This window comes from Micromonospora sp. NPDC048868 (assembly GCF_043198195.1).
GTDB classification, from domain to species: Bacteria; Actinomycetota; Actinomycetes; order Mycobacteriales; family Micromonosporaceae; genus Micromonospora; species Micromonospora reichwaldensis.
Window position 1 is genome coordinate 200,844 of sequence record NZ_JBICUN010000002.1, and the last position, 18,222, is coordinate 219,065.

Below are 18,222 nucleotides of genomic sequence, written 5' to 3' on the forward strand. Positions count from 1 at the left end.
CCCACCACGTCGCTCCCCCGCTCCGTCCGGGCCCGCCGTCACCGTGTTGCGCCGGGCGCCGCCGAGATCATCTCATCCGGGACCGCCACCAGGTCCACTCCCTCGGTGCTGGTCACCGTCGCCCGCACCAGGTCACCCGGGCGCAGCGCGGCCAGGTCCACCCCGCCGTCGGCCGGGGCGACGAGGGTGGTCGAGCCGTCGACCTCGGGGGCCTGGTGGGCCGCCCGCCCCTCGACCACGCCGTCGTCGACCGAGTCGACAAGCACCTCGACCGTGGAGCCCAGGCGCTCCTCGGCGCGCTGCGAGCAGAGCTCGTCGGCGAGCGCGCTGAGCTTGTCGTAGCGACGCTTGACCGTGGCGGCGGAGACCTTGCCGGACAGTCCGGCGGCCTCGGTGCCGTCCTCGTCGCTGTAGTCGAACACCCCGATCGCGTCGAGCCGCGCCTCGGTCAGGAACCGGACCAGCTCCTGGTAGTCGCCGCGGGTCTCGCCCGGGAAGCCGACGATGAAGTTGCTCCGCGCGCCCACGTCCGGGGCCAGTGCGCGAGCGCTCGCCAGCAGCTCCAGGAACCGCTCGGTGGAGCCGAAACGGCGCATCCGGCGCAGCACCGGCTCGCTGGAGTGCTGGAACGACAGGTCGAAGTAGGGCGCCACGCCGGGCGTCGTGGCGATCGCCTCGACCAGGCCGGGCCGGGTCTCGGCCGGCTGGAGGTAGCTCGCCCGCACCCGGACGATGCCGTCGATCGCGGCGAGCTGGGGCAGCAGCTTCTCCAGCGCCCGGGGGTCGCCCAGGTCCTTGCCGTAGGAGGTGGAGTTCTCGCTGACCAGCACCAGCTCACGGACGCCGGTCTTGGCCAGCCACTCCGCCTCGGCGAGCAGCTCGTCCGGCGTACGGGAGACGAAGGCGCCGCGGAAGGCGGGGATGGCGCAGAACGCGCAGCGCCGGTCGCAGCCGCTGGCCAGCTTGAGCGAGGCGACCGGGCCGGTGTCGAGCCGGTGGCGCAGCACCTGGCGCAGGTGGGCCGGGGTGTGCTCGTCGGTCTCGGTGACACCCCGGACCGGGGTGCCGTGGCCGGGCAGCGACACCCCGCTGTCCCGCCGGGAGACGGGGGTGAGGGGCAGCAGCTCGCGCCGGTCGCGCGGGGTGTGCGCGCCGATCCGCTCGCCGGCCACCACCGCGTCGAGCCGGGCGGCGATGTCCGGGTAGTCGTCGAAGCTCAGCACCGCCTGCGCCTCGGGGAGGCTGTCGGCCAGCTCGCGGCCGTACCGCTCGGCCATGCAGCCGGCGGCGACCACCTTGGCGCCGGTGTCGGCGGCGGCCAGCAGGGTCTGGATGGAGTCCTGCTTCGCCTTCTCCACGAAGCCGCACGTGTTCACGACCACCACGTCGGCGCCCTCGCCGTCGGTGGTGACCTGCCAGCCGTCGGCGTGCAGCCGGGCGGCCAGCTCCTCCGAGTCGACCTCGTTGCGGGCACAGCCCAGGGTCAGCAGGGCGACACGGCGGCCGTCGGTGGGGGAAGGGGAGGTGGCAGACACAATCCGAGGGTACCGGGCGGGCGGGCGGCGGCCGCCAACGGCGGGCCGCCCGCCCGCTTCCGGCGGCCACGGCCCGCTCAGACCGCCGCCGCGCCCACCCCGACCAGCCGGTCGAGCAGGAAGACCTCCGTGCCGGCCAGGCCGGTCGAGCAGAAGACCGAGACCTGGTCCGCGCCGGTCCGGCCGGGGACGGCGCCGGCCAGCACCGCGCCCAGGTCGCGCAACCGCCCGGCGTACGCGGGCAGCGCCGCCAGCATCGGCGGGTCGTACGCGGCCGCCTGCGCCGGCGAGTCGGTGACCAGCAGGTCGGCGGCGTCCAGCAGGTCGGTGCCGAACTCGTGCCGGTCGACCTGCTTGAAGCCGACCGTGTTGACGTGGGTGCCGGGGGCCAGGTCGACGGCGTCGAGCACGGGGCCGACGGCGGTGGTGGCGAGCACCACGACGTCGCGGTCCCGGACGGCGGCCCGCGCCGAGTCCACCGCCCGCGCCGGCACGCCCAGCTCGGCGCGGACCCGGGCGGCGAACGACTCCCGCCGGGCGACGGAGCGGCTGTGCACGGTGACCTCGCGCAGCGGGCGGACGGCGGCGGCGGCCCAGACCTGCGTCCACGCCTGCCCGCCGGAGCCGATCACGCCCAGGGTGGCGGCGTCCGGCCGGGCCAGGGCGTCCACGGCGACCCCGCCGAGCCCGCCGGTACGCCGGGAGCCCAGCTCCTCGCCGACCGCCACCGCCCGGACCGCCCCGGTGCGCCCGTCGTGCAGCACGACCACCTGCTCGCTCTCCGGGTGCCCGAACGTGTCGTACGAGCGGTAGCCGTACCACTCGCCGGTGAGGTGGCCGGCGGTGAGCACCATCCGTCCCCCGCCCAGCGGCGCGGCGGCCCGGGGCGGGGCCACCAGGCGGCCGGCGTACGCGGCGAGCAGGGCGTCCCGCATCGCGGCGACCGTGGTGGGGGCGTCCAGCGCGGCGGCGACCTCGGGATCGGAGAAGAGCAGCGGCATACCCCGATACTGCAAGTTGAAGCGAGGTTCACGTCAACCCGTGGTGGCCCGGCTCACCCCGGAGGCCGCCCGGCCGGTGCTACCGTCGGTCGTGGCGGCCCCAGGTCGCCCCGGACGAGTGGTGGGCGTACCCGGTCAGGCCAAGACGCCCCGCGTGTGTGTACCGAACCCACTCCTCCCGGCCCGCTGGTCCGGGCGCCTACGCAGAGGTGATCTTCCATGGCCTGGATCGTGCTGGTGATCTCCGGACTTCTCGAGACCGCGTGGGCGATCGCCCTCGACCGCAGCGCCGGCTTCACCCGACTCGTCCCGTCGCTGGTCTTCGTGGTGACCCTGGTGCTCAGCATGGCCGGCCTGGCGTACGCGCTGCGCGAGATCCCGGTCGGCACCGGCTACGTCGTCTGGGTCGGCATCGGGGCGGTCGGCACCGCCCTGGTCGGGATGCTCGCGCTGAACGAGCCGGCCAGCCTGCCCCGGATAGCCTGCCTGCTGCTGGTGGTCGCCGGCGTCGTCGGCCTGAAGGTCTTCCACTGACCGGCGTCCACAGGGGCGAGGCGTGACGGACGACCACAGTGGGTAGAGCTGTGCCTGGCACCGGAAAGGCTCTCATCCACGGAGGCAGACATGGCCAACATGCACTCGACCGTCCGCCCGCGCACCAACGCCGCCCGCATCTGCACCATCGTGGGCTTCGTGTTCGCGGTCCTCGCGCTCCTGCTCAACCCGCTCATCTTCGGCGTGATCGGGCTGGTCCTGGGCATCGTCGGCGCCGTGCTCGGTGACAAGCCGCTCGGCTGGTACGCCGCCGCCGCCAACGTGGCCGCCATCGTGATCAGCCTGCTGATCATCAACGCGCTCGTCAACAACTGACCCACCGCTCCCCCGGCGGAGACCGGGCCCGCCGGCGTGCCGGCGGGCCCGTCGCGTGTGCGCCCTGTCGGGCGGTTGCCCGGCTCAGCCCCGCCGGTGACGACCGTGAACGCCCCCGGCGCCCTCAGCGGTCGCCCGGTCCTAGTCCTCGCCGCCGCGCAGGCCGACCAGGACCTCCTCCAGCTCGTCCGGCTTGACCAGCACGTCCCGGGCCTTGGACCCCTCCGACGGGCCGACCACGCCCCGGGTCTCCATGAGGTCCATCAGCCGCCCCGCCTTGGCGAAGCCGACCCGCAGCTTGCGCTGGAGCATCGAGGTCGAGCCGAACTGCGAGGTGACCACCAGCTCGACCGCCTGCACCAGCAGGTCGAGGTCGTCGCCGATCTCCTCGTCGATCTTCTTCTTGCCGGCGTCCGGCGCGACGAGCACGTCCGGGCGGAACTCCGGCTCGCGCTGGTCCTTGCAGAACTTCACCACGTCGGCGATCTCGCGCTCGGTCACCCAGGCGCCCTGGATCCGGATCGGCTTCGAGGCGCCCATCGGCAGGAACAGGCCGTCGCCGCGGCCCAGCAGCTTCTCCGCGCCCGGCTGGTCGAGGATGACCCGCGAGTCGGCCAGCGAGGAGGTGGCGAACGCCAGGCGGGACGGCACGTTGGCCTTGATCAGGCCGGTGACCACGTCGACCGACGGGCGTTGGGTGGCCAGCACCAGGTGGATGCCGGCCGCGCGGGCGAGCTGGGTGATCCGGACGACCGAGTCCTCCACGTCGCGCGGGGCGACCATCATCAGGTCGGCCAACTCGTCCACGATCACCAGCAGGTACGGGTACGGGCGCATCTCCCGCTCGCTGCCCGGCGGCGCCTTGATCTCGCCGTTGCGCACCTTGCGGTTGAAGTCGTCGATGTGCCGGACCCCGTTGGCGGCGAGGTCGTCGTAGCGCATGTCCATCTCGCGGACGACCCACTCCAGCGAGTCGGCCGCCTTCTTCGCGTTTGTCACGATCGGGGTGACCAGGTGCGGGATGCCCTCGTAGCCCGTCATCTCGACCCGCTTCGGGTCGATCAGCAGCAGCCGCACCTCGTCCGGCGTGGCCCGGGTGAGGATGGACACCAGCAGCGAGTTCAGGCAGGACGACTTGCCCGCGCCCGTCGCGCCGGCGATCAGGATGTGCGGCATCTTGGCGAGGTTGGCCACCACGTAGCCGCCCTCGATGTCCTTGCCCAGCGCCACCACCATCGGGTGGTGGTCACTGGTGGCGGCCCGCGACCGCAGCACGTCGCCGAGCGCCACGTTCTCCGGGTCGGTGTTCGGGATCTCCACCCCGACCGCGCTCTTGCCCGGGATCGGGCTGAGGATCCGCACGTCCGGTGACTTCACCGCGTACGCGATGTTGCGGGAGAGCTGCGTGATCCGCTCGACCTTGACGCCCGGGCCCAGCTCCACCTCGTAGCGGGTGACGGTCGGCCCGCGGGTGAACCCGGTGACGGCCGCGTCCACACCGAACTGCTCGAAGACGCCGGTGAGCGCGACGATCACCTCGTCGTTGGCCTTGCTCCGGGACTTCGGGGCCGCGCCGCTGCCGAGGATGTTCGCCGGCGGCAGCGTGTAGTCGCCCGCCAGGCCGGTCAGCGCGAGCTGCTCGGCCCGCGTCGGGGCGGGCGAGTGCTCCGGCGGCTCCGCCGGCCTGCGGGTGGCCGGAACCCGGCCCGGGGGCTTGCGGGGCAGCACCAGGGTCTCCTGGAGGTCCACCCCGTCGAGGTCGTCGTCGAACTCCGCCGGGTCGGGCGGCGGCGGGGCCGCCCGCTTCGCCGCGCGCTTGCGGGGCGCCGGCCGGGCGGGCTCCTCGTCCGTCTCCTCCTCCACCACCGGCGGGGCGATCCGGGTGCCGAACAGCAGGCCGAGCCGCTCCGGGACCTTGTTGATCGGGGTCGCGGTGACCACCAGCAGGCCGAAGACCAGCAGCAGGATCAGCAGCGGTACGGCGACCCAGGCGGTGACCGCCCGCTCCATCAGGCTGCCGACGCCGGCGCCGACCAGGCCGCCGGCGAAGTCGCGCTGGCCCGCGTCGGCCGGGTCCTGTCCGATGTGCAGCATCGCGGCGGTGGCGACCAGCATCGAGGTCCAGCCGACCAGGCCCCGGCCGCGGTGCTCGGGATCGACGGGCTCGCGCATCAACCGCCAGGCGCCGATCATCAGCAGCACCGGCACCACGACCGAGATCGCCCCGAGGAAGAGCCGGAAGGTGTCGGCCAGCCGCGCGCCCACCGGGCCGGCGCCGGAGAACCAGAGGGCCACCGCGCTGAGCAGGGCGAGGCCGAAGACCAGCAGGCCCGCGCCGTCGCGGCGCTGCTCCGGGTCGAGCCCCCGGGCCGAGCCGGCCTGCCGGAACGCCCAGCCGAGGCCGTGCGCCATCCCCATCCACAGTGTGCGGACCGCCTGCCCGACGATCAGCCCCGGGCCGGACCGGGCCGCCGGCCGCCGCCGGGCCGCCGCGCGGGCGGTCTTCTTCGCCGGCTGACGGGCACGACTGTTCGTGGTGCCACGCGGCGACGCGCCGCGCCGCCGGCTCGCCTGAGAGGTACGGCCCGCCATAGCATCAACCTAATGGCGTGACCCGGCAGATCGCCGCCTTTCCGGGTCGTGTCCGCGTGTCGCAGCGCGGGCCCCGCCGCGTCACGTGATATCTGCCTCAGAAGGGTTGCCCCCATGTCGTCGCCGGGAACCGAGGACGGTCGGGACGGCCACCTGGCCGGGCACCCGGGGGCGCTGGAACCGCTGACCGGCGAGCTGATCGCCGCCGTGCTGCACAGCCGGGGATACCGGGTCCAGGCCGACGCCGACGGCGACCTGGTCGGCCGCTGGGACGACAGCCTGATCTGGTTCCTACGCCCCGGCGCCAACGGGGAGCTGCTCCAGGTCCGCACCCTGACCGCGCCGGCGTTCCCCATCGAGTACGTGCCGGCGCTGCACGCCTTCTGCAACGCGTGGAACCACGACCGGCTCTGGCCGAAGGCCTTCGTGCACGTCGAGGACGACGGGCGGGCCCGGATCTGCGGCGAGGTCATCACCGACCTGGAACGCGGCGTCACCGCGCACCAGCTCGACCAGCTGCTCGACTGCGGCATCGCCACCGGCTGCCAGCTCGCCACCGAGGTGGCCCGGCTGCCCGGCGGGGTGGTGGCGTGACGGGCCGCGGCGGTGACCTGGCCGGTCGCGGCCTCGACCCGTTCGGGCTGCCCGGCTGGTGGAGCGGGCTGCGGCGCGGGGGCCGGGGGTCCGACCCCGCGCTGGCCGAAGCGCTCGCCGACGCCCGCGACACCCCCGACGGCGAGGCCCGCAGCACCGAGCTGGAACGCATCGCCGCGCACGCCGACGCCACGGGCGACGACCGGACGGCGCTGGCAGCCAGGTTCGCGCTCATCGAGGCGTACCTCCTGCACGGGCAGCGGTGGCGGCTGGTCGAGCCGGTGCGCCGCTGCCTCGCCACGGTGGAGCGCCGCCCCGACCTGCTGGCGGCGGACCAGGCCGAGCCGCTGCGGCGCTACCGGCGGTACGCGGTCGAGGCCCTGCTCGGCTCGCCCCGGGTCGGGCTGGACCAGGCCCGGGCCATGCTGGACGACCTCGCCGCACGCGCCGCCGACGACCCGGCGGTGGTCGCCGAGCTGCGCTGCCGCATCGCCGACCACCTCGGCGACGAGCCCACCGCCCGGCAGTGGTACGACCGCTGGTCGCCGGCCGATCCGGGGCCGGTCGGCGGCTGCCCGGACTGCGCGGCGGCCCGACGGGCGGAACTGCTCGCCGGCTGGGGCGACCACCGGGCCGCGCTGGCCGCCCTGCCGGACTCCCCGCACGGCGGCGGCGACTGCACCGAGCAGCCGGAGCGGACGCTGGTCGCCGGGCTGCTGTCCTGGCTGCGGGCCGGCCAGCCGGAGCGGGCGGCCGAGGCGCACGTACGGGCGTACCGGCGGCACCGGCAGGAGCAGGCCGCCTTCCCGCTGCTCGCGACGCACCTGCGGTGGTGCGCGCTGGCCGGGCACCCCGCCCGGGGCGTCGACGTCCTCGCCGAGCAACTGCCCCGGCTGGACCGGCCGCACGACGACCTGTCCGCGATGGAGTTCGCCGCCGCCGGTGCGCTGGTCTGCGCCCTCGCCGTGGAGGCGGGGCTCGGCGGGCGGACGGTGCACCGCCCGGCGTACGGGGTGCGGCCGGCCGCCGAGCTCGACGTGGCCACGCTGGGCGCCACCCTGCTCGGGGTGGCCACCGCGCTGGCCGGCAGCTTCGACGCCCGCAACGGCACCGGCCACCAGTCCGGCCGGATCGCGTCCTGGCTGGCCGAACGGCCGGCCGCCGCACCGGTGCCCCTGCCGCCCGACGACGACGCGGACGACGACGCCGACGACCCGCCCGACGACGTCCTGCCGGACGAGGAGCCACGCCCGCTGAGCCTGGCGATGATCACCGCCGAGCTGGACCGGCGCGGGGACCGGTACGCGGTGGACGACCGTGGCGCCGTCACGGGCCGGTGGGGCGAGGCGCTGATCCAGTTCCGGCGCGCCGGCGAGCGGGGCGAGATCCTCCAGGCCCGGTCCGTGGCGAACCGCCGGCTGCCGGCCGACCGGCTCACGGAGGCGTACGCCTTCTGCAACGCCTGGAACCACGACCGCCTGCTGCCGAAGGCGTACGTGCACGAGCGGGAGGGCGAGCTGCTGCTGGCCGGTCACGTCGCCACCGACCTGGCGCACGGGGTGGCCCCGGCCCAGCTCACGGTCCTGCTCGACGCGGCCGTGGACACCAGCGTCGCGTACGCCGAGGCGGTCGCCGCCCTGCCCTGACCCTGTCGGGCCGGGCGGCGGCCCACCGGTGAGGTCCGAAACCCGCCGGACGATCTCCTGCCGCCCTGCTGGACTGGCACCCATGACGACGACGCACCACCAGCGCACCGCCCTGCTCCTGCACTCCCTGCACCGCCCCGGCTCCCCGCTCGTCCTGCCCAACGCCTGGGACGTGGCGAGCGCCCGGATCGTGGCCGACTGCGGCGCGGCGGCGGTCGCCACCACCAGCGCCGGCGTCTCGTGGAGCCTGGGCGCCCCGGACGGGGACGAACTGGACCGCGAGCGCGCCCTGGCGGTGGTCGCCCGCGTCGCCGCCGCCGTCACGGTCCCGGTCACCGCGGACATCGAGAGCGGGTACGCCGCCGACCCGGCCGGGGTCGCCCACACCGTGACCGGGGTGCTGGCCGCCGGCGCGGTCGGCGTGAACATCGAGGACGCCGCGCCGGCCGGGACGTCCCCGCTGCGCCCGGTCGACGAGCAGTGCGCCCGGATCGGGGCAGCCCGGCAGGCCGCGGACGCGGCGGGGGTACGGCTCTTCGTCAACGCCCGCACCGACGTGTTCCTGCGGGCGGTGGGCGACCCGGCGGACCGGCTGGCGGAGACGCTGCGCCGCGCGGTCGCGTACCGGGCGGCGGGCGCGGACGGGATCTTCGTGCCGGGCGTGGCCGACGCCGAGACCATCGGCGCGCTGGTCGCCGGCATCGAGGGGCCGGTCAACGTGCTCACCGGGCCGGGTGGGCTCCCCGTCGCCACGCTGGCGGGGCTGGGGGTGGCCCGGGTCAGCCTCGGATCGGCGCTCGCCGAGGCCGCGTACGGGCTGGTCCGCCGGGCCGCCACGGAGGCGCTGCGCTCCGGGTCGTACGACTCGCTGGCCGGTGCGATGGGCTACGGCGAGTTGAACGCGCTGCTGGCCTGACGGGCTTCCGACACCGTGCAACCGGAGGTCAGTCCGGGTGGTCTCTCCATCACCCACACCGAATCCCGGGAGTTCACGATGACGCATCCGTTCCGCGCCGGCGCCGTGGCGGCCACCGCCCTGCTGGCCCTGGCGGCCCCCGTCCTGTTGGCGCTGGTCGCCCCCGCCCCGCCCGCGTCGGCCCACGACCCCACACCCACCCCGACCACGGCCGCCGAGCCGACCATCGTCGCCCGCCCGGATCTGGTCTTCCTCAGCGGCGACCCGTGGCACCCGACGGGTCCCCTGGAGGTCCTTGTCAGCAACGCCGGAACGGCGGCGGCGAAGGGCTTCTTCGTCCTACGTCTGCCGTCCGGGCTGACCGTGACCTCTGGTGGCGACTGCCGCGGCGCCGGGTCGCCCCAGACCTGGCTCTGCGGTGGCACGCAGCTGCCGGCCGGTGGGCGGCAGGTGTACCGGCTGGCGCTGCGGGCGACGGCGGCCGAGCCGGTCTTCGGCGTGAGCAACTGGGGGTCCGTCGCCGGCCGGGACGCCGCCGGTGGCACGGAGGACCCCACCGACTTCCGCGTCAACTGGCCGGACCGGACGTCGCTGCGGCTGCGGGCCACCGCCAGCCCGGTCGTCGACGGGTCGATGGGGGTGACGGCCCGGGTACGCAACACCGGCACCTTCGCTCTCGGCGGCTACTCGCTGAACGTCGTCCCCCCGAAGGGTGTGCAGGTGATCTGGCCGCTGTGCTCGGACAGCGGTCGGATGGCCGGCAAGGGCTGCGAGATCATCCGGTCCGGCGAGCTGAAGGCGGGTGCCACGGACACGGTGCACATCCGCCTCGCCGTCAGCGAGAGGGCGGGGAGCATCCGCCTGTATCTGGCGCCCACCAACCGGTACACCAACAAGGACACCTCGGTCACCGTGCCCGTGCCGGGCGGCACGGGGGGCGGCGCCCCGACGACTCCGCCGGCGGCGACCCCGAGCGCCACGTCGACGCCGAGCACCACGTCCACTCCGACGACGCCCGCCGGGGACGGGGCCGGGTTGCCCCGCACCGGTCCGGCCGGCACCACGTACGCCCTGTTCGGTGCGGCGCTGCTGGCCCTCGGGGCCGGTCTGCTGCTGCTGCTGCGCCGCCGGCTCGGCCGCCACTGAGTTCCGCTGGCCGGGGGCCGGCCCCAGGCCGGGCTCCGGGTCGGTCGCCGACGTGCACGGGGATGTCGGCGGCCGGCCGGTCGTGGTGCCGCGGGGTGAGCCGCCGGGCCGGCCCGCCGCACGGCGACGCCCGCCGGCACACGGGGTGCGGGCGGGCGTCGCGGCGGTGCGGGGTCAGACCTCGACCACGGTGGGGACGATCATGGGCCGACGGCGGTACGCGTCGTTCACCCACCGTCCCACGGTGCGCCGGACGATCTGCTGGAGCTGGTGCGGATCGGTGATGCCGTCGGAGGCCGCCCGGTTCAGGGCCTCGGTGACCAGCGGGATCACCGGGCTGAACGCCTCCGGGTCCTCGGAGAAGCCCTTCGCCGACAGGGTCGGGCCGCCCACCACCTTGCCGGTCACCGAGTCGACCACCACGGTGGTGGCGATGAACCCGCCGTCGCCGAGGATCCGGCGCTCCGTGAGCAGCGACTCGCTGACGTCGCCGACGGCGAGGCCGTCGACGTAGACGTAGCGGCTCTTCACGTGCCCGACCAGGCTGGCCCGGCCCTCGACGAGGTCGACGACGTCGCCGTCCTCGCAGAGCACCACCCGGTCGGGGGCGACGCCGGACTCGATGCCGAGCCGGGCGTGCGCGCGCAGGTGCCGCCACTCGCCGTGCACCGGCATCAGGTTGCTGGGACGGACCACGTTGAGCAGGTAGAGCAGCTCGCCGGCGGGGGCGTGGCCCGAGACGTGCACCTTGGCCACGTCCTTGTGCACCACCACGGCGCCGGCCCGGGCCAGCCGGTTGATCACCCGGTAGACCGAGGTCTCGTTGCCGGGCACCAGCGACGAGGCGAGCACCACGGTGTCGCCGGGGGCGATGGTGATGTGCCGGTGGTCGCCGCTGGCCATCCGGCCCAGGGCGCTCATCGGCTCGCCCTGCGAACCGGTGGACATCAGCACGATCTGCTCGGGCGGCATGTTCGTCGCCTCTTCCAGCCCGACGACCAGCCCGGCCGGGATGTTGAGCAGCCCCAGGTCGCGGGCGATGCCCATGTTGCGGACCATGGACCGGCCGATGAGGGCGACCTTGCGGCCGTGCTCGGCGGCGGAGTCGAACACCTGCTGCACCCGGTGCACGTGCGAGGCGAAGGAGGCGACGATGATCCGCCCCTTGGCCTTCGCGAAGATCGAGTCGAGCACCGGCCCGATCTCCCGCTCGGGGGTGACGAAGCCGGGGATCTCCGCGTTGGTGGAGTCCGAGAGCAGCAGGTCCACGCCCTCGGCGCCGAGCCGGGCGAACCCGGCCAGGTCGGTGATCCGACCGTCCAGCGGGAGCTGGTCCATCTTGAAGTCGCCGGTGTGCAGCACCAGGCCGGCCGGCGTGCGGATGGCCACCGCGAGCGCGTCGGGGATCGAGTGGTTGACCGCGAAGAACTCGCACTCGAACGGGCCGAGCCGCTCCCGGCCGCCCTCCCGCACGGTAAGCGTGTAGGGCTGGATCCGCCGCTCGGCGAGCTTCGCCTCGACCAGCGCGAGGGTGAACTGGGAGCCGACCAGCGGGATGTCGGGCTTGTGCGCGAGCAGGTAGGGCACCGCGCCGATGTGGTCCTCGTGGCCGTGGGTCAGCACGATCGCCTGGACGTCGTCGAGCCGGTCCAGGATCGGACCGAAGTCGGGCAGGATCAGGTCGACCCCGGGCTGCTCCACGTCGGGGAAGAGGACCCCGCAGTCGACCACCAGCAGCTTGCCGTCGTACTCGAAGACGGTCATGTTGCGACCGATGGCGCCGAGCCCGCCGAGCGGGATGATCCGCAGCCCACCCTCCGGCAGCGGCGGGGGCAGTTCCGTCTCGAAGTGCGCCTCGGTCACGCGTCCACCTCATTCTGCGACGCCGTCACTCGGCGTCCGTCGTGTCGTTCGGTCATTCGGGCAGTTCCAGGCCCGCCGCCGCGCTGTCCGCGCGGAGCTGGGCGATCTCGTCGTCGGTCGCCTCGACCAGCGGCAGACGCACCGGCCCGGCGGGCTTCCCGGCGGCCGCCAGGCCCGCCTTCACCAGGATCACGCCCTGGGTACGGAAGATGCCGGTGAACAGCGGCAGCAGTCGCCGGTGCAGGCTCAGCGCGGTGGCGGTGTCCCCCGCGTCGTACGCCTCGATCATCTGCTTGGTGAGCGCGCCGGTGAAGTGGGTCGAGGTGCCGACCACGCCCACGCCGCCCACGGCCAGCGCGGGCAGGGTGAGCGCGTCCTCGCCACTGTAGAAGGCGAGGTTCGTCCGGCTGGTGACCCAGCTCGTGGCGGTCAGGTCGCCCTTGGCGTCCTTCACCGCGACGATCCGGGCGTGTTCGGCCAGGCGCACCATCGTCTCGGTGTCGATCGGCACGCCCGCCCGGTGTGGGATGTCGTAGAGCATCACCGGCAGCCCGGTGGCGTCCGCGACGGCGGTGAAGTGCCGCAGCAGGCCGCTCTGCGGCGGCTTGTTGTAGTAGGGCGTGACCACGAGCAGGCCGTGCGCGCCCGCCTTCTCGGCGGCCGTGGAGAGCTCGATGGTGTGCCGGGTGTCGTTGGTGCCGACCCCGGCCACGACCTTGGCGCGGTCACCGACGGCCTCCACCACGGCCCGGATCAGCTGTTCCTTCTCGGCCTCGGTGGTGGTCGGCGACTCGCCGGTGGTGCCGTTGACCACCAGCGCGTCGTTGCCCTGCTCGTCGACCAGGTAGCTGGCGAGCTGCGCGGCGCCGTCGAGGTCGAGCGAGCCGTCGGCGGTGAACGGGGTCACCATGGCCGTAAGGACTCGCCCGAAGGGGCGGGACACCGCCCGGGCGGGCGTGTCAGGGTGGTCGTGCGTCATGCCACCAACCTAGCGGACGACCACCGGCGCCCCGCCGGGGAAGCCCTCAGGACAGCTCGGCGTGCGGGCTCGCCGCCACCTCGGTGCCGTCGGGCAGGGCCGAGATGACGAAATCGGCGAAGACGTTCGGGGCGACGCCCTGGAGCTGCCGCAGGCACTCCACCGCCAGCTCGCGGATCTCCACGTCGGCGTGCTCCGTCGCGCGCATGGCGATGAAGTGCCGCCAGGCCCGGTAGTTGCCGGTGACCACGATGCGCGTCTCGGTGGCGTTGGGCAGCACGGCGCGGGCCGCCTGGCGGGCCTGCTTGCGCCGCAGTGTGGCGTTCTCCACGTCGGCGAAGCGCCGTTCCAGCCCCTCCAGCAGCTCGTTGTACGCGCGCACGCTCGCCTCGGCCGCCTCCACGAACTTCTTGTGCAGCTCCGGGTCGTCGGCGATCACCGAGGGCTCGACCATGGCGGCGTCGCGCTCCGGCACGTACCGCTGGGAGAGCTGCGAGTACGAGAAGTGCCGGTGCCGGATCAGCTCGTGGGTGAACGAGCGGGAGACCCCGCTGAAGTAGAAGCTGACCGAGCCGTGCTCCAGCACACTCAGGTGGCCGACCTCCAGGATGTGCGCGAGGTAACCGGCGTTGGTGGCGGTGGCAGGGTTCGGCTTCTTCCAGCTCTGGTAGCAGGCCCGGCCGGCGAACTCCGCGAGCGCCTGGCCGCCCTCGGCGTCGGTCGACCACGGCACGTCGTCGGGGGCCTCGAAGTGCGTCCACGCGACGAGCTTGACCTGGGGCTGCACCATCTCCGGCATTCCTGGGACTGTAGTGCCGTGGCCCCCGCCCGCCCAAGCCAGCCTCGCCCAAGTGCAACGTCGGTCACCGAAACGACGCGGTCGCCCGCGGGCCGGCCGCGTTCCATCCGCCGCGTCGGGAGTCATGACCCGGCAGGAATGTGGCCAGCATCGGCACGAGGCCCATCGGACGTCACGACGGGGGGCGGGGGTCGGCCCGGCGCATCGGCTGTCGCACGCTGTCGAACTGAATCGTCTACGACATCAGCGAGCGGCGGGGTCCTCGGCTCGGCGGCCCGCCACCGTGCCCTCAGCTCAGCCGGGTCCCCGCGTCCGCCGGCGCGCCGGACGGCCCGTCGGTGCGTGCGTCGGGGCGGACAGGCATCGGGAGCGCGATGTCGCAAACGATTCAGCTCGACAGGGCACGGGCACCCGCACCGTCAGGGCCGGCCCTTGGTCCAGGCAGGGTGACCGGCCCGGTCGAGACGAGATCCAGGAAGCTCGTGACATTCCGGCTCCGCGCGACCCGGACGACCCCGTCCGACACGACCGCAGCCCGGACGGCGCGCACGCCGGTAGGCGCACCCGTCAGTGGCGCACCCGTCAGACGTAGAGGGAGGTGAAGGGTGCCCAGGGCAGGTTGCGCAGGATCGTGAAGGCCAGCCAGGCGGCCAGGAAGACGCCGATCGCCCGGGAACTGATCCGCAGCTCGGGCAGCCGCCAGCCGAACGCCTGCTTCCCGGCCCAGGCGACGAAGAGGTAGGCCAGGAAGGGCAGCGCGAAGACGAAGAGGAAGTGGTGCCGGGCGGCGGCCGGCAGGTCGGCGTGCAGGACGTACCAGAGCGCGCGGGTGCCGCCGCAGCCCGGGCAGTCCAGCCCCGTGGTGAGCTTGAGCAGGCAGCTCGGCGCGGCGTCGGGCGCCGAGCGGGTGGGGTCGCTGATCAGCGCGTAGCCGATGCCGGCGGCGACGCAGCCGAGCGCGGCCAGCGGCACCGCCCAGCGCGGGGAGCGCTCGTAGAGGCGGACGACGAAGCGGGTGAGCCGGTCCGGCTCGGCCACCGGATAGGGAGCCGCCGGATAGGCCCCCGGATAGGCCGTCCCCGGGTGGGGCGGTGGCTGGTCCGTGGGCCGTCCGTCGGCCGGTGCGGCCGGGCCCGCCTGGGGCGGGGCGTCGAGCCCACCCGTCTGCGGATGCGGCGGGGAGGCCGGTCCGTCAACGCTCGTCACGTCGCTCACCGTACACCGGCCACGCCCGCCAGCGCCGCGGCCAGCGGAACGGCCAGGTCGCCGGCCGCGGGCGGGGCCACCGCGTCCAGGCCCAGCCAGCCGGCGAGGCGGTGCAGCTCGGCGGCCAGCGCCAGCGCGGTCTCGCCCCGGTCGACGCCCGGCTCGCCCCAGGCGGCCGGCACCAGCAGCACGCGGGCCTTCCGGTCGGCCTTCAGGTCGACCCGGGCGGTGAACCGCTCCCCCTGCAGGAACGGCAGCACGTAGTAGCCGTGCACCCGCTGCGGCGCCGGCACGTAGATCTCGATGCGGTAGCTGAAGTCGAAGAGCCGCTCGGCGCGGGCCCGCTCCCAGACCACCGGGTCGAACGGGCTGACCAGGGTGTTGCCGCGCACCCAGCGGGGCAGCCGCGCCCCGGCGTGCAGCCATGCCGGCCGCTGCCAGCCCTGCACGGCGACCGGCAACAGCTCGCCCGCCTCGACCAGCTCGGCGATGGCCTGCCGGGCCCCGGCCACCGGCAGCCGGAAGTAGTCGCGCAGCTCCGGCTCCGCGGCCACCCCGAGCGACCGCGCGGCGATGCCCACCAGCGCGCGGTGGGCCTCCGCGTCGGTCGGCGTCGGCGCGTCGAGCACGGCGGCCGGCAGCACCCGCTCCGGCAGGTCGTAGCGGCGGGCGAACGACGTGGTGCGGTCGGCGGCCGTCACCTCCCCCGCCCAGAACAGGAACTCCAGCGCCCGCTTGACCGCCGACCAGTTCCACCCCCAGTTGCCGGTCTCCCGGGGCGCGTCGTGCTCGATCTCGGCGGCCGTGAGCGGCCCCCGGGCGGCCACCTCGTCGCGGACCCAGGCGACCAGGTCGGGCTGCTCCTGGGCGATCCGCCGCATCCCGCCCCAAGACTCCGAGCGGGCCCGGGCCATCCGCCAGCGCAGCGCCGGATGCAGCCCGACGGGCACCAGCGACGCCTCGTGGCCCCAGTATTCGAACAGCTCCCGTGGGCGGCGGTAGGCGGCGGCGTCGAGCAACGCGGTCGGGTAGGGCCCGAGCCGGCTGTAGAGCGGCAGGTAGTGCGCCCGTTGCAGCACGTTCACCGAGTCCATCTGGATCAGCCCGACCCGGTCGAGCACCCGGCGCAGGTGCCGGCGGGTGGGCGCGCCGGTTGGCGCGGGGTCGGCGAAGCCCTGGGCGGCGAGCGCCACCCGGCGTGCCTGGGCGAGCGAGAGCGATTCCGGTGCGGCCATCGTCGGGCACCCTAATCCACAGGTACGACACCGGTGCGGACGCTGGACCCGTCACCCGCCGGGGCATAGAACGGACGCATGCTCACGATCCGCCGCGAGGAGCCCGACGACGCCGAGGCGGTCGCCCGGGTGCACATCCACGGCTGGCAGGCCGGCTACGCCGGGATCATGCCCGAGGAGGTGCTGCGGCGGCTCAACGTCACGGCCTGGGCGCAGCGCCGCCGGGACCTCGGCACCGCCGACCCGGAACACCCGTTCACCACCCTGCTCGCCGAGGTCGACGGGACGCTGGCCGGGTTCACCACGTTCGGCCCGTACCGCAACAACCAGGACCGTGGCGACCTCGACGCCGCGCACGGCGAGGTGGTGGCGATGTACGTCGAGCCGGCCCGCTGGGGCGACGGCACGGCGCGGGCGCTGCTGGCCGCGGCGCGCGACGGGCTGGTCGCCCGGGGCTGGTCGGACTACCGGCTCTGGGTCCTGGAGGCCAACCACCGGGCCCGCCGGTTCTACGAGCGGGCCGGGCTGTCACCGGACGGTGAGCGGTCGACCTATCCGGTGCCGCTGGCCGGCGGGCGCCCGCCGGTCGGGCTGGTCGAGCTGCGGTACGCCGGACGCCTCGGCGGTTGACCCGGCCGGCCTCTCCCGGGGCCGGTCGACCGGGTCGGTGTCGCCCACCCGCCGGACCGGCAGGAACGCCAGCAGCGCCAGGCTGATCCAGACGTAGGTGTTGCTGCCGAGGAAGCCGTCGAGCCCGGTGAAGTCCTTCTCCCAGGCCCAGACGATCCGGCTGATCAGGAAGCCGTACCCGACGATCGCGGCGCCCAGCAGGACGCGGCGCCGGCGGCTGCCGGCGGGCGCGGCCATCCCGTTGTCGACAAGCAGGATCAGCGCGGGCAGCAACCAGACCAGGTGGTGCACCCAGGTGACCGGGCTGACCAGGCACATCACCGCGCCCGTCAGCGCCAGGCCGGTCGCCTCGTCGCCGGCGGCCACGGCGGCGCGGGAGCGCCAGGCCCACAGCGCCAGCGTGGCGAGCACCAGCGCCAGCCAGGCCAGGGTGCTCGGGTGTTCCGGGTTGAGCCGGGCGACCACGCCGCGCAGCGACTGGTTGGAGACGAACGCCAGTTCACCCACCCGGCCGGTGTTCCACAGCGCCTCCGTCCAGAACTCCCGTGAGGCGTCGGGGAAGAGCGCGGCGGCCAGCAGGGTCACACTGGCCGCGGTGGCCATCGAGGTGACCGCGGCCCGCCAGCGGCGGGTGACCAGCAGGTAGACGATGAAGATGCCCGGGGTCAGCTTGATCGCGGTGGCCAGCCCGATGCCCACGCCCGCCCAGCGGTTGCCGGCCGGCAGCAGCCGGAGCAGGTCGATCGCGACCAGGAAGAGCAGCAGCATGTTGACCTGGCCGAAGTTGACCGTCTCGCGCATCGGCTCGTACGCGGCGGCCAGGCAGAGCGCCACGGCGAGGGCGAACCAGCGGGTCCAGCCGGAGCGGCGGGAGACCGGGTCGATCAGCCACCAGAAGAGCACTGCGGTGACCACCACGCTGGCGGCCACGCTCACCGCGATCGCCGCCCACCACGGCAGGTACGCCATCGGCAGCATGACCAGGGCGGCGAAGGGCGGGTACGTGAAGCCGTACTGGGTGCCGGGCTTGAGGAAGTCGTAGATCTCCCCGCCGTCGTGCACCCACCAGGTCAGCGCGCCGTAGTAGACCTTGAGGTCGAAGAAGCCGTGCCGGACGGCCGCGACGGACAGGAAGGCGGTCACCGCGAGGGCGAGCGCGACGACGCCGACGACCTGCTGGATCGTCCGTGGGGGACCCTGCGCCACCATC

The 18,222-nt window shown here is 74.5% G+C and carries 16 protein-coding genes and 1 riboswitch; of the genes, 7 read left to right on the plus strand and 9 right to left on the minus strand.

Features of this window, described 5'->3' with window-relative positions; genetic code table 11:
• Positions 1–38 precede the first annotated feature (38 nt).
• A complete protein-coding gene (rimO, locus tag ACGFNF_RS03800; protein ID WP_393165857.1) occupies positions 39–1,538 on the minus strand; it encodes a 30S ribosomal protein S12 methylthiotransferase RimO in 1,500 nt (499 codons plus the stop codon).
• A gap of 74 nt (positions 1,539–1,612) precedes the next feature.
• On the minus strand, positions 1,613–2,536 hold the full coding sequence (locus tag ACGFNF_RS03805) for an ornithine cyclodeaminase family protein (protein ID WP_393165558.1): 924 nt from the start codon (positions 2,534–2,536) through the stop codon (positions 1,613–1,615).
• Positions 2,537–2,625: 89 nt separating this feature from the next.
• A riboswitch (guanidine-III (ykkC-III) riboswitch) is annotated at positions 2,626–2,691 on the plus strand.
• 64 nt (positions 2,692–2,755) lie between these two features.
• On the opposite strand from ACGFNF_RS03805, the gene ACGFNF_RS03810 reads away from it, so the two are divergent.
• Together ACGFNF_RS03810 and ACGFNF_RS03815 are read left to right on the plus strand one after the other, a co-directional pair.
• Positions 2,756–3,070, plus strand: a complete 315-nt coding sequence (locus tag ACGFNF_RS03810) for a multidrug efflux SMR transporter (RefSeq protein ID WP_121396023.1) — start codon at positions 2,756–2,758, stop codon at positions 3,068–3,070.
• Positions 3,071–3,160: 90 nt separating this feature from the next.
• Positions 3,161–3,406, plus strand: a complete 246-nt coding sequence (locus ACGFNF_RS03815; protein ID WP_393165560.1) for a hypothetical protein — start codon at positions 3,161–3,163, stop codon at positions 3,404–3,406.
• Between the two features lie 141 nt (positions 3,407–3,547).
• On the opposite strand, the gene ACGFNF_RS03820 is transcribed toward ACGFNF_RS03815, so the two are convergent.
• Positions 3,548–5,998: a DNA translocase FtsK 4TM domain-containing protein gene (locus ACGFNF_RS03820; RefSeq protein WP_393165562.1), complete on the minus strand. Its 2,451-nt coding sequence runs from the start codon at positions 5,996–5,998 to the stop codon at positions 3,548–3,550.
• A 114-nt stretch (positions 5,999–6,112) separates the two neighbouring features.
• Between ACGFNF_RS03820 and ACGFNF_RS03825 the strand changes: the two genes are divergently transcribed.
• The 4 genes from ACGFNF_RS03825 to ACGFNF_RS03840 all read left to right on the plus strand — a co-directional run bounded on the left by ACGFNF_RS03825 (position 6,113) and on the right by ACGFNF_RS03840 (position 10,300).
• Complete coding sequence (locus ACGFNF_RS03825; RefSeq protein ID WP_311414210.1) at positions 6,113–6,592, plus strand: YbjN domain-containing protein; 480 nt, start codon at positions 6,113–6,115, stop codon at positions 6,590–6,592.
• Complete coding sequence (locus tag ACGFNF_RS03830; RefSeq protein WP_393165564.1) at positions 6,589–8,238, plus strand: YbjN domain-containing protein; 1,650 nt, start codon at positions 6,589–6,591, stop codon at positions 8,236–8,238. The genes ACGFNF_RS03825 and ACGFNF_RS03830 overlap by 4 nt, the downstream gene beginning before the upstream one ends.
• Positions 8,239–8,320: 82 nt before the next feature.
• Positions 8,321–9,154, plus strand: coding sequence for an isocitrate lyase/phosphoenolpyruvate mutase family protein (locus tag ACGFNF_RS03835; protein WP_393165566.1), 834 nt, complete (start codon positions 8,321–8,323; stop codon positions 9,152–9,154).
• Positions 9,155–9,232: 78 nt separating this feature from the next.
• A complete protein-coding gene (locus ACGFNF_RS03840) occupies positions 9,233–10,300 on the plus strand; it encodes a hypothetical protein (RefSeq protein ID WP_393165568.1) in 1,068 nt (355 codons plus the stop codon).
• A 174-nt stretch (positions 10,301–10,474) separates the two neighbouring features.
• Here ACGFNF_RS03840 and ACGFNF_RS03845 read toward each other — a convergent pair whose 3' ends face one another.
• The 5 genes from ACGFNF_RS03845 to ACGFNF_RS03865 all read right to left on the minus strand — a co-directional run bounded on the left by ACGFNF_RS03845 (position 10,475) and on the right by ACGFNF_RS03865 (position 16,382).
• Positions 10,475–12,163, minus strand: coding sequence for a ribonuclease J (locus ACGFNF_RS03845; protein WP_089001472.1), 1,689 nt, complete (start codon positions 12,161–12,163; stop codon positions 10,475–10,477).
• A 52-nt stretch (positions 12,164–12,215) separates the two neighbouring features.
• Positions 12,216–13,142: a 4-hydroxy-tetrahydrodipicolinate synthase gene (gene dapA / locus ACGFNF_RS03850; RefSeq protein ID WP_393165570.1), complete on the minus strand. Its 927-nt coding sequence runs from the start codon at positions 13,140–13,142 to the stop codon at positions 12,216–12,218.
• 46 nt (positions 13,143–13,188) lie between these two features.
• The gene (gene thyX / locus ACGFNF_RS03855; RefSeq protein ID WP_151457408.1) at positions 13,189–13,932 is read right to left on the minus strand and encodes an FAD-dependent thymidylate synthase; all 744 of its coding nucleotides are present in this window, start codon (positions 13,930–13,932) and stop codon (positions 13,189–13,191) included.
• Between the two features lie 591 nt (positions 13,933–14,523).
• Entirely contained in the window at positions 14,524–15,156 is a 633-nt protein-coding gene (locus tag ACGFNF_RS03860; protein WP_393165572.1) for a DUF2752 domain-containing protein, read from the minus strand.
• Positions 15,153–16,382: a winged helix-turn-helix domain-containing protein gene (locus ACGFNF_RS03865; RefSeq protein ID WP_393165574.1), complete on the minus strand. Its 1,230-nt coding sequence runs from the start codon at positions 16,380–16,382 to the stop codon at positions 15,153–15,155. The genes ACGFNF_RS03860 and ACGFNF_RS03865 overlap by 4 nt, the downstream gene beginning before the upstream one ends.
• Before the next feature lie 78 nt (positions 16,383–16,460).
• Here ACGFNF_RS03865 and ACGFNF_RS03870 point away from each other — a divergent pair, with 78 nt between their 5' ends.
• The gene (locus ACGFNF_RS03870) at positions 16,461–17,012 is read left to right on the plus strand and encodes a GNAT family N-acetyltransferase (RefSeq protein WP_357577383.1); all 552 of its coding nucleotides are present in this window, start codon (positions 16,461–16,463) and stop codon (positions 17,010–17,012) included.
• Here the strand turns inward: ACGFNF_RS03870 and ACGFNF_RS03875 are convergent.
• Positions 16,911–18,218 (minus strand): glycosyltransferase 87 family protein, encoded by a 1,308-nt coding sequence (locus ACGFNF_RS03875; RefSeq protein WP_393165576.1) that lies wholly within the window; start codon positions 18,216–18,218, stop codon positions 16,911–16,913. The genes ACGFNF_RS03870 and ACGFNF_RS03875 overlap by 102 nt on opposite strands.
• Positions 18,219–18,222 lie beyond the last annotated feature (4 nt).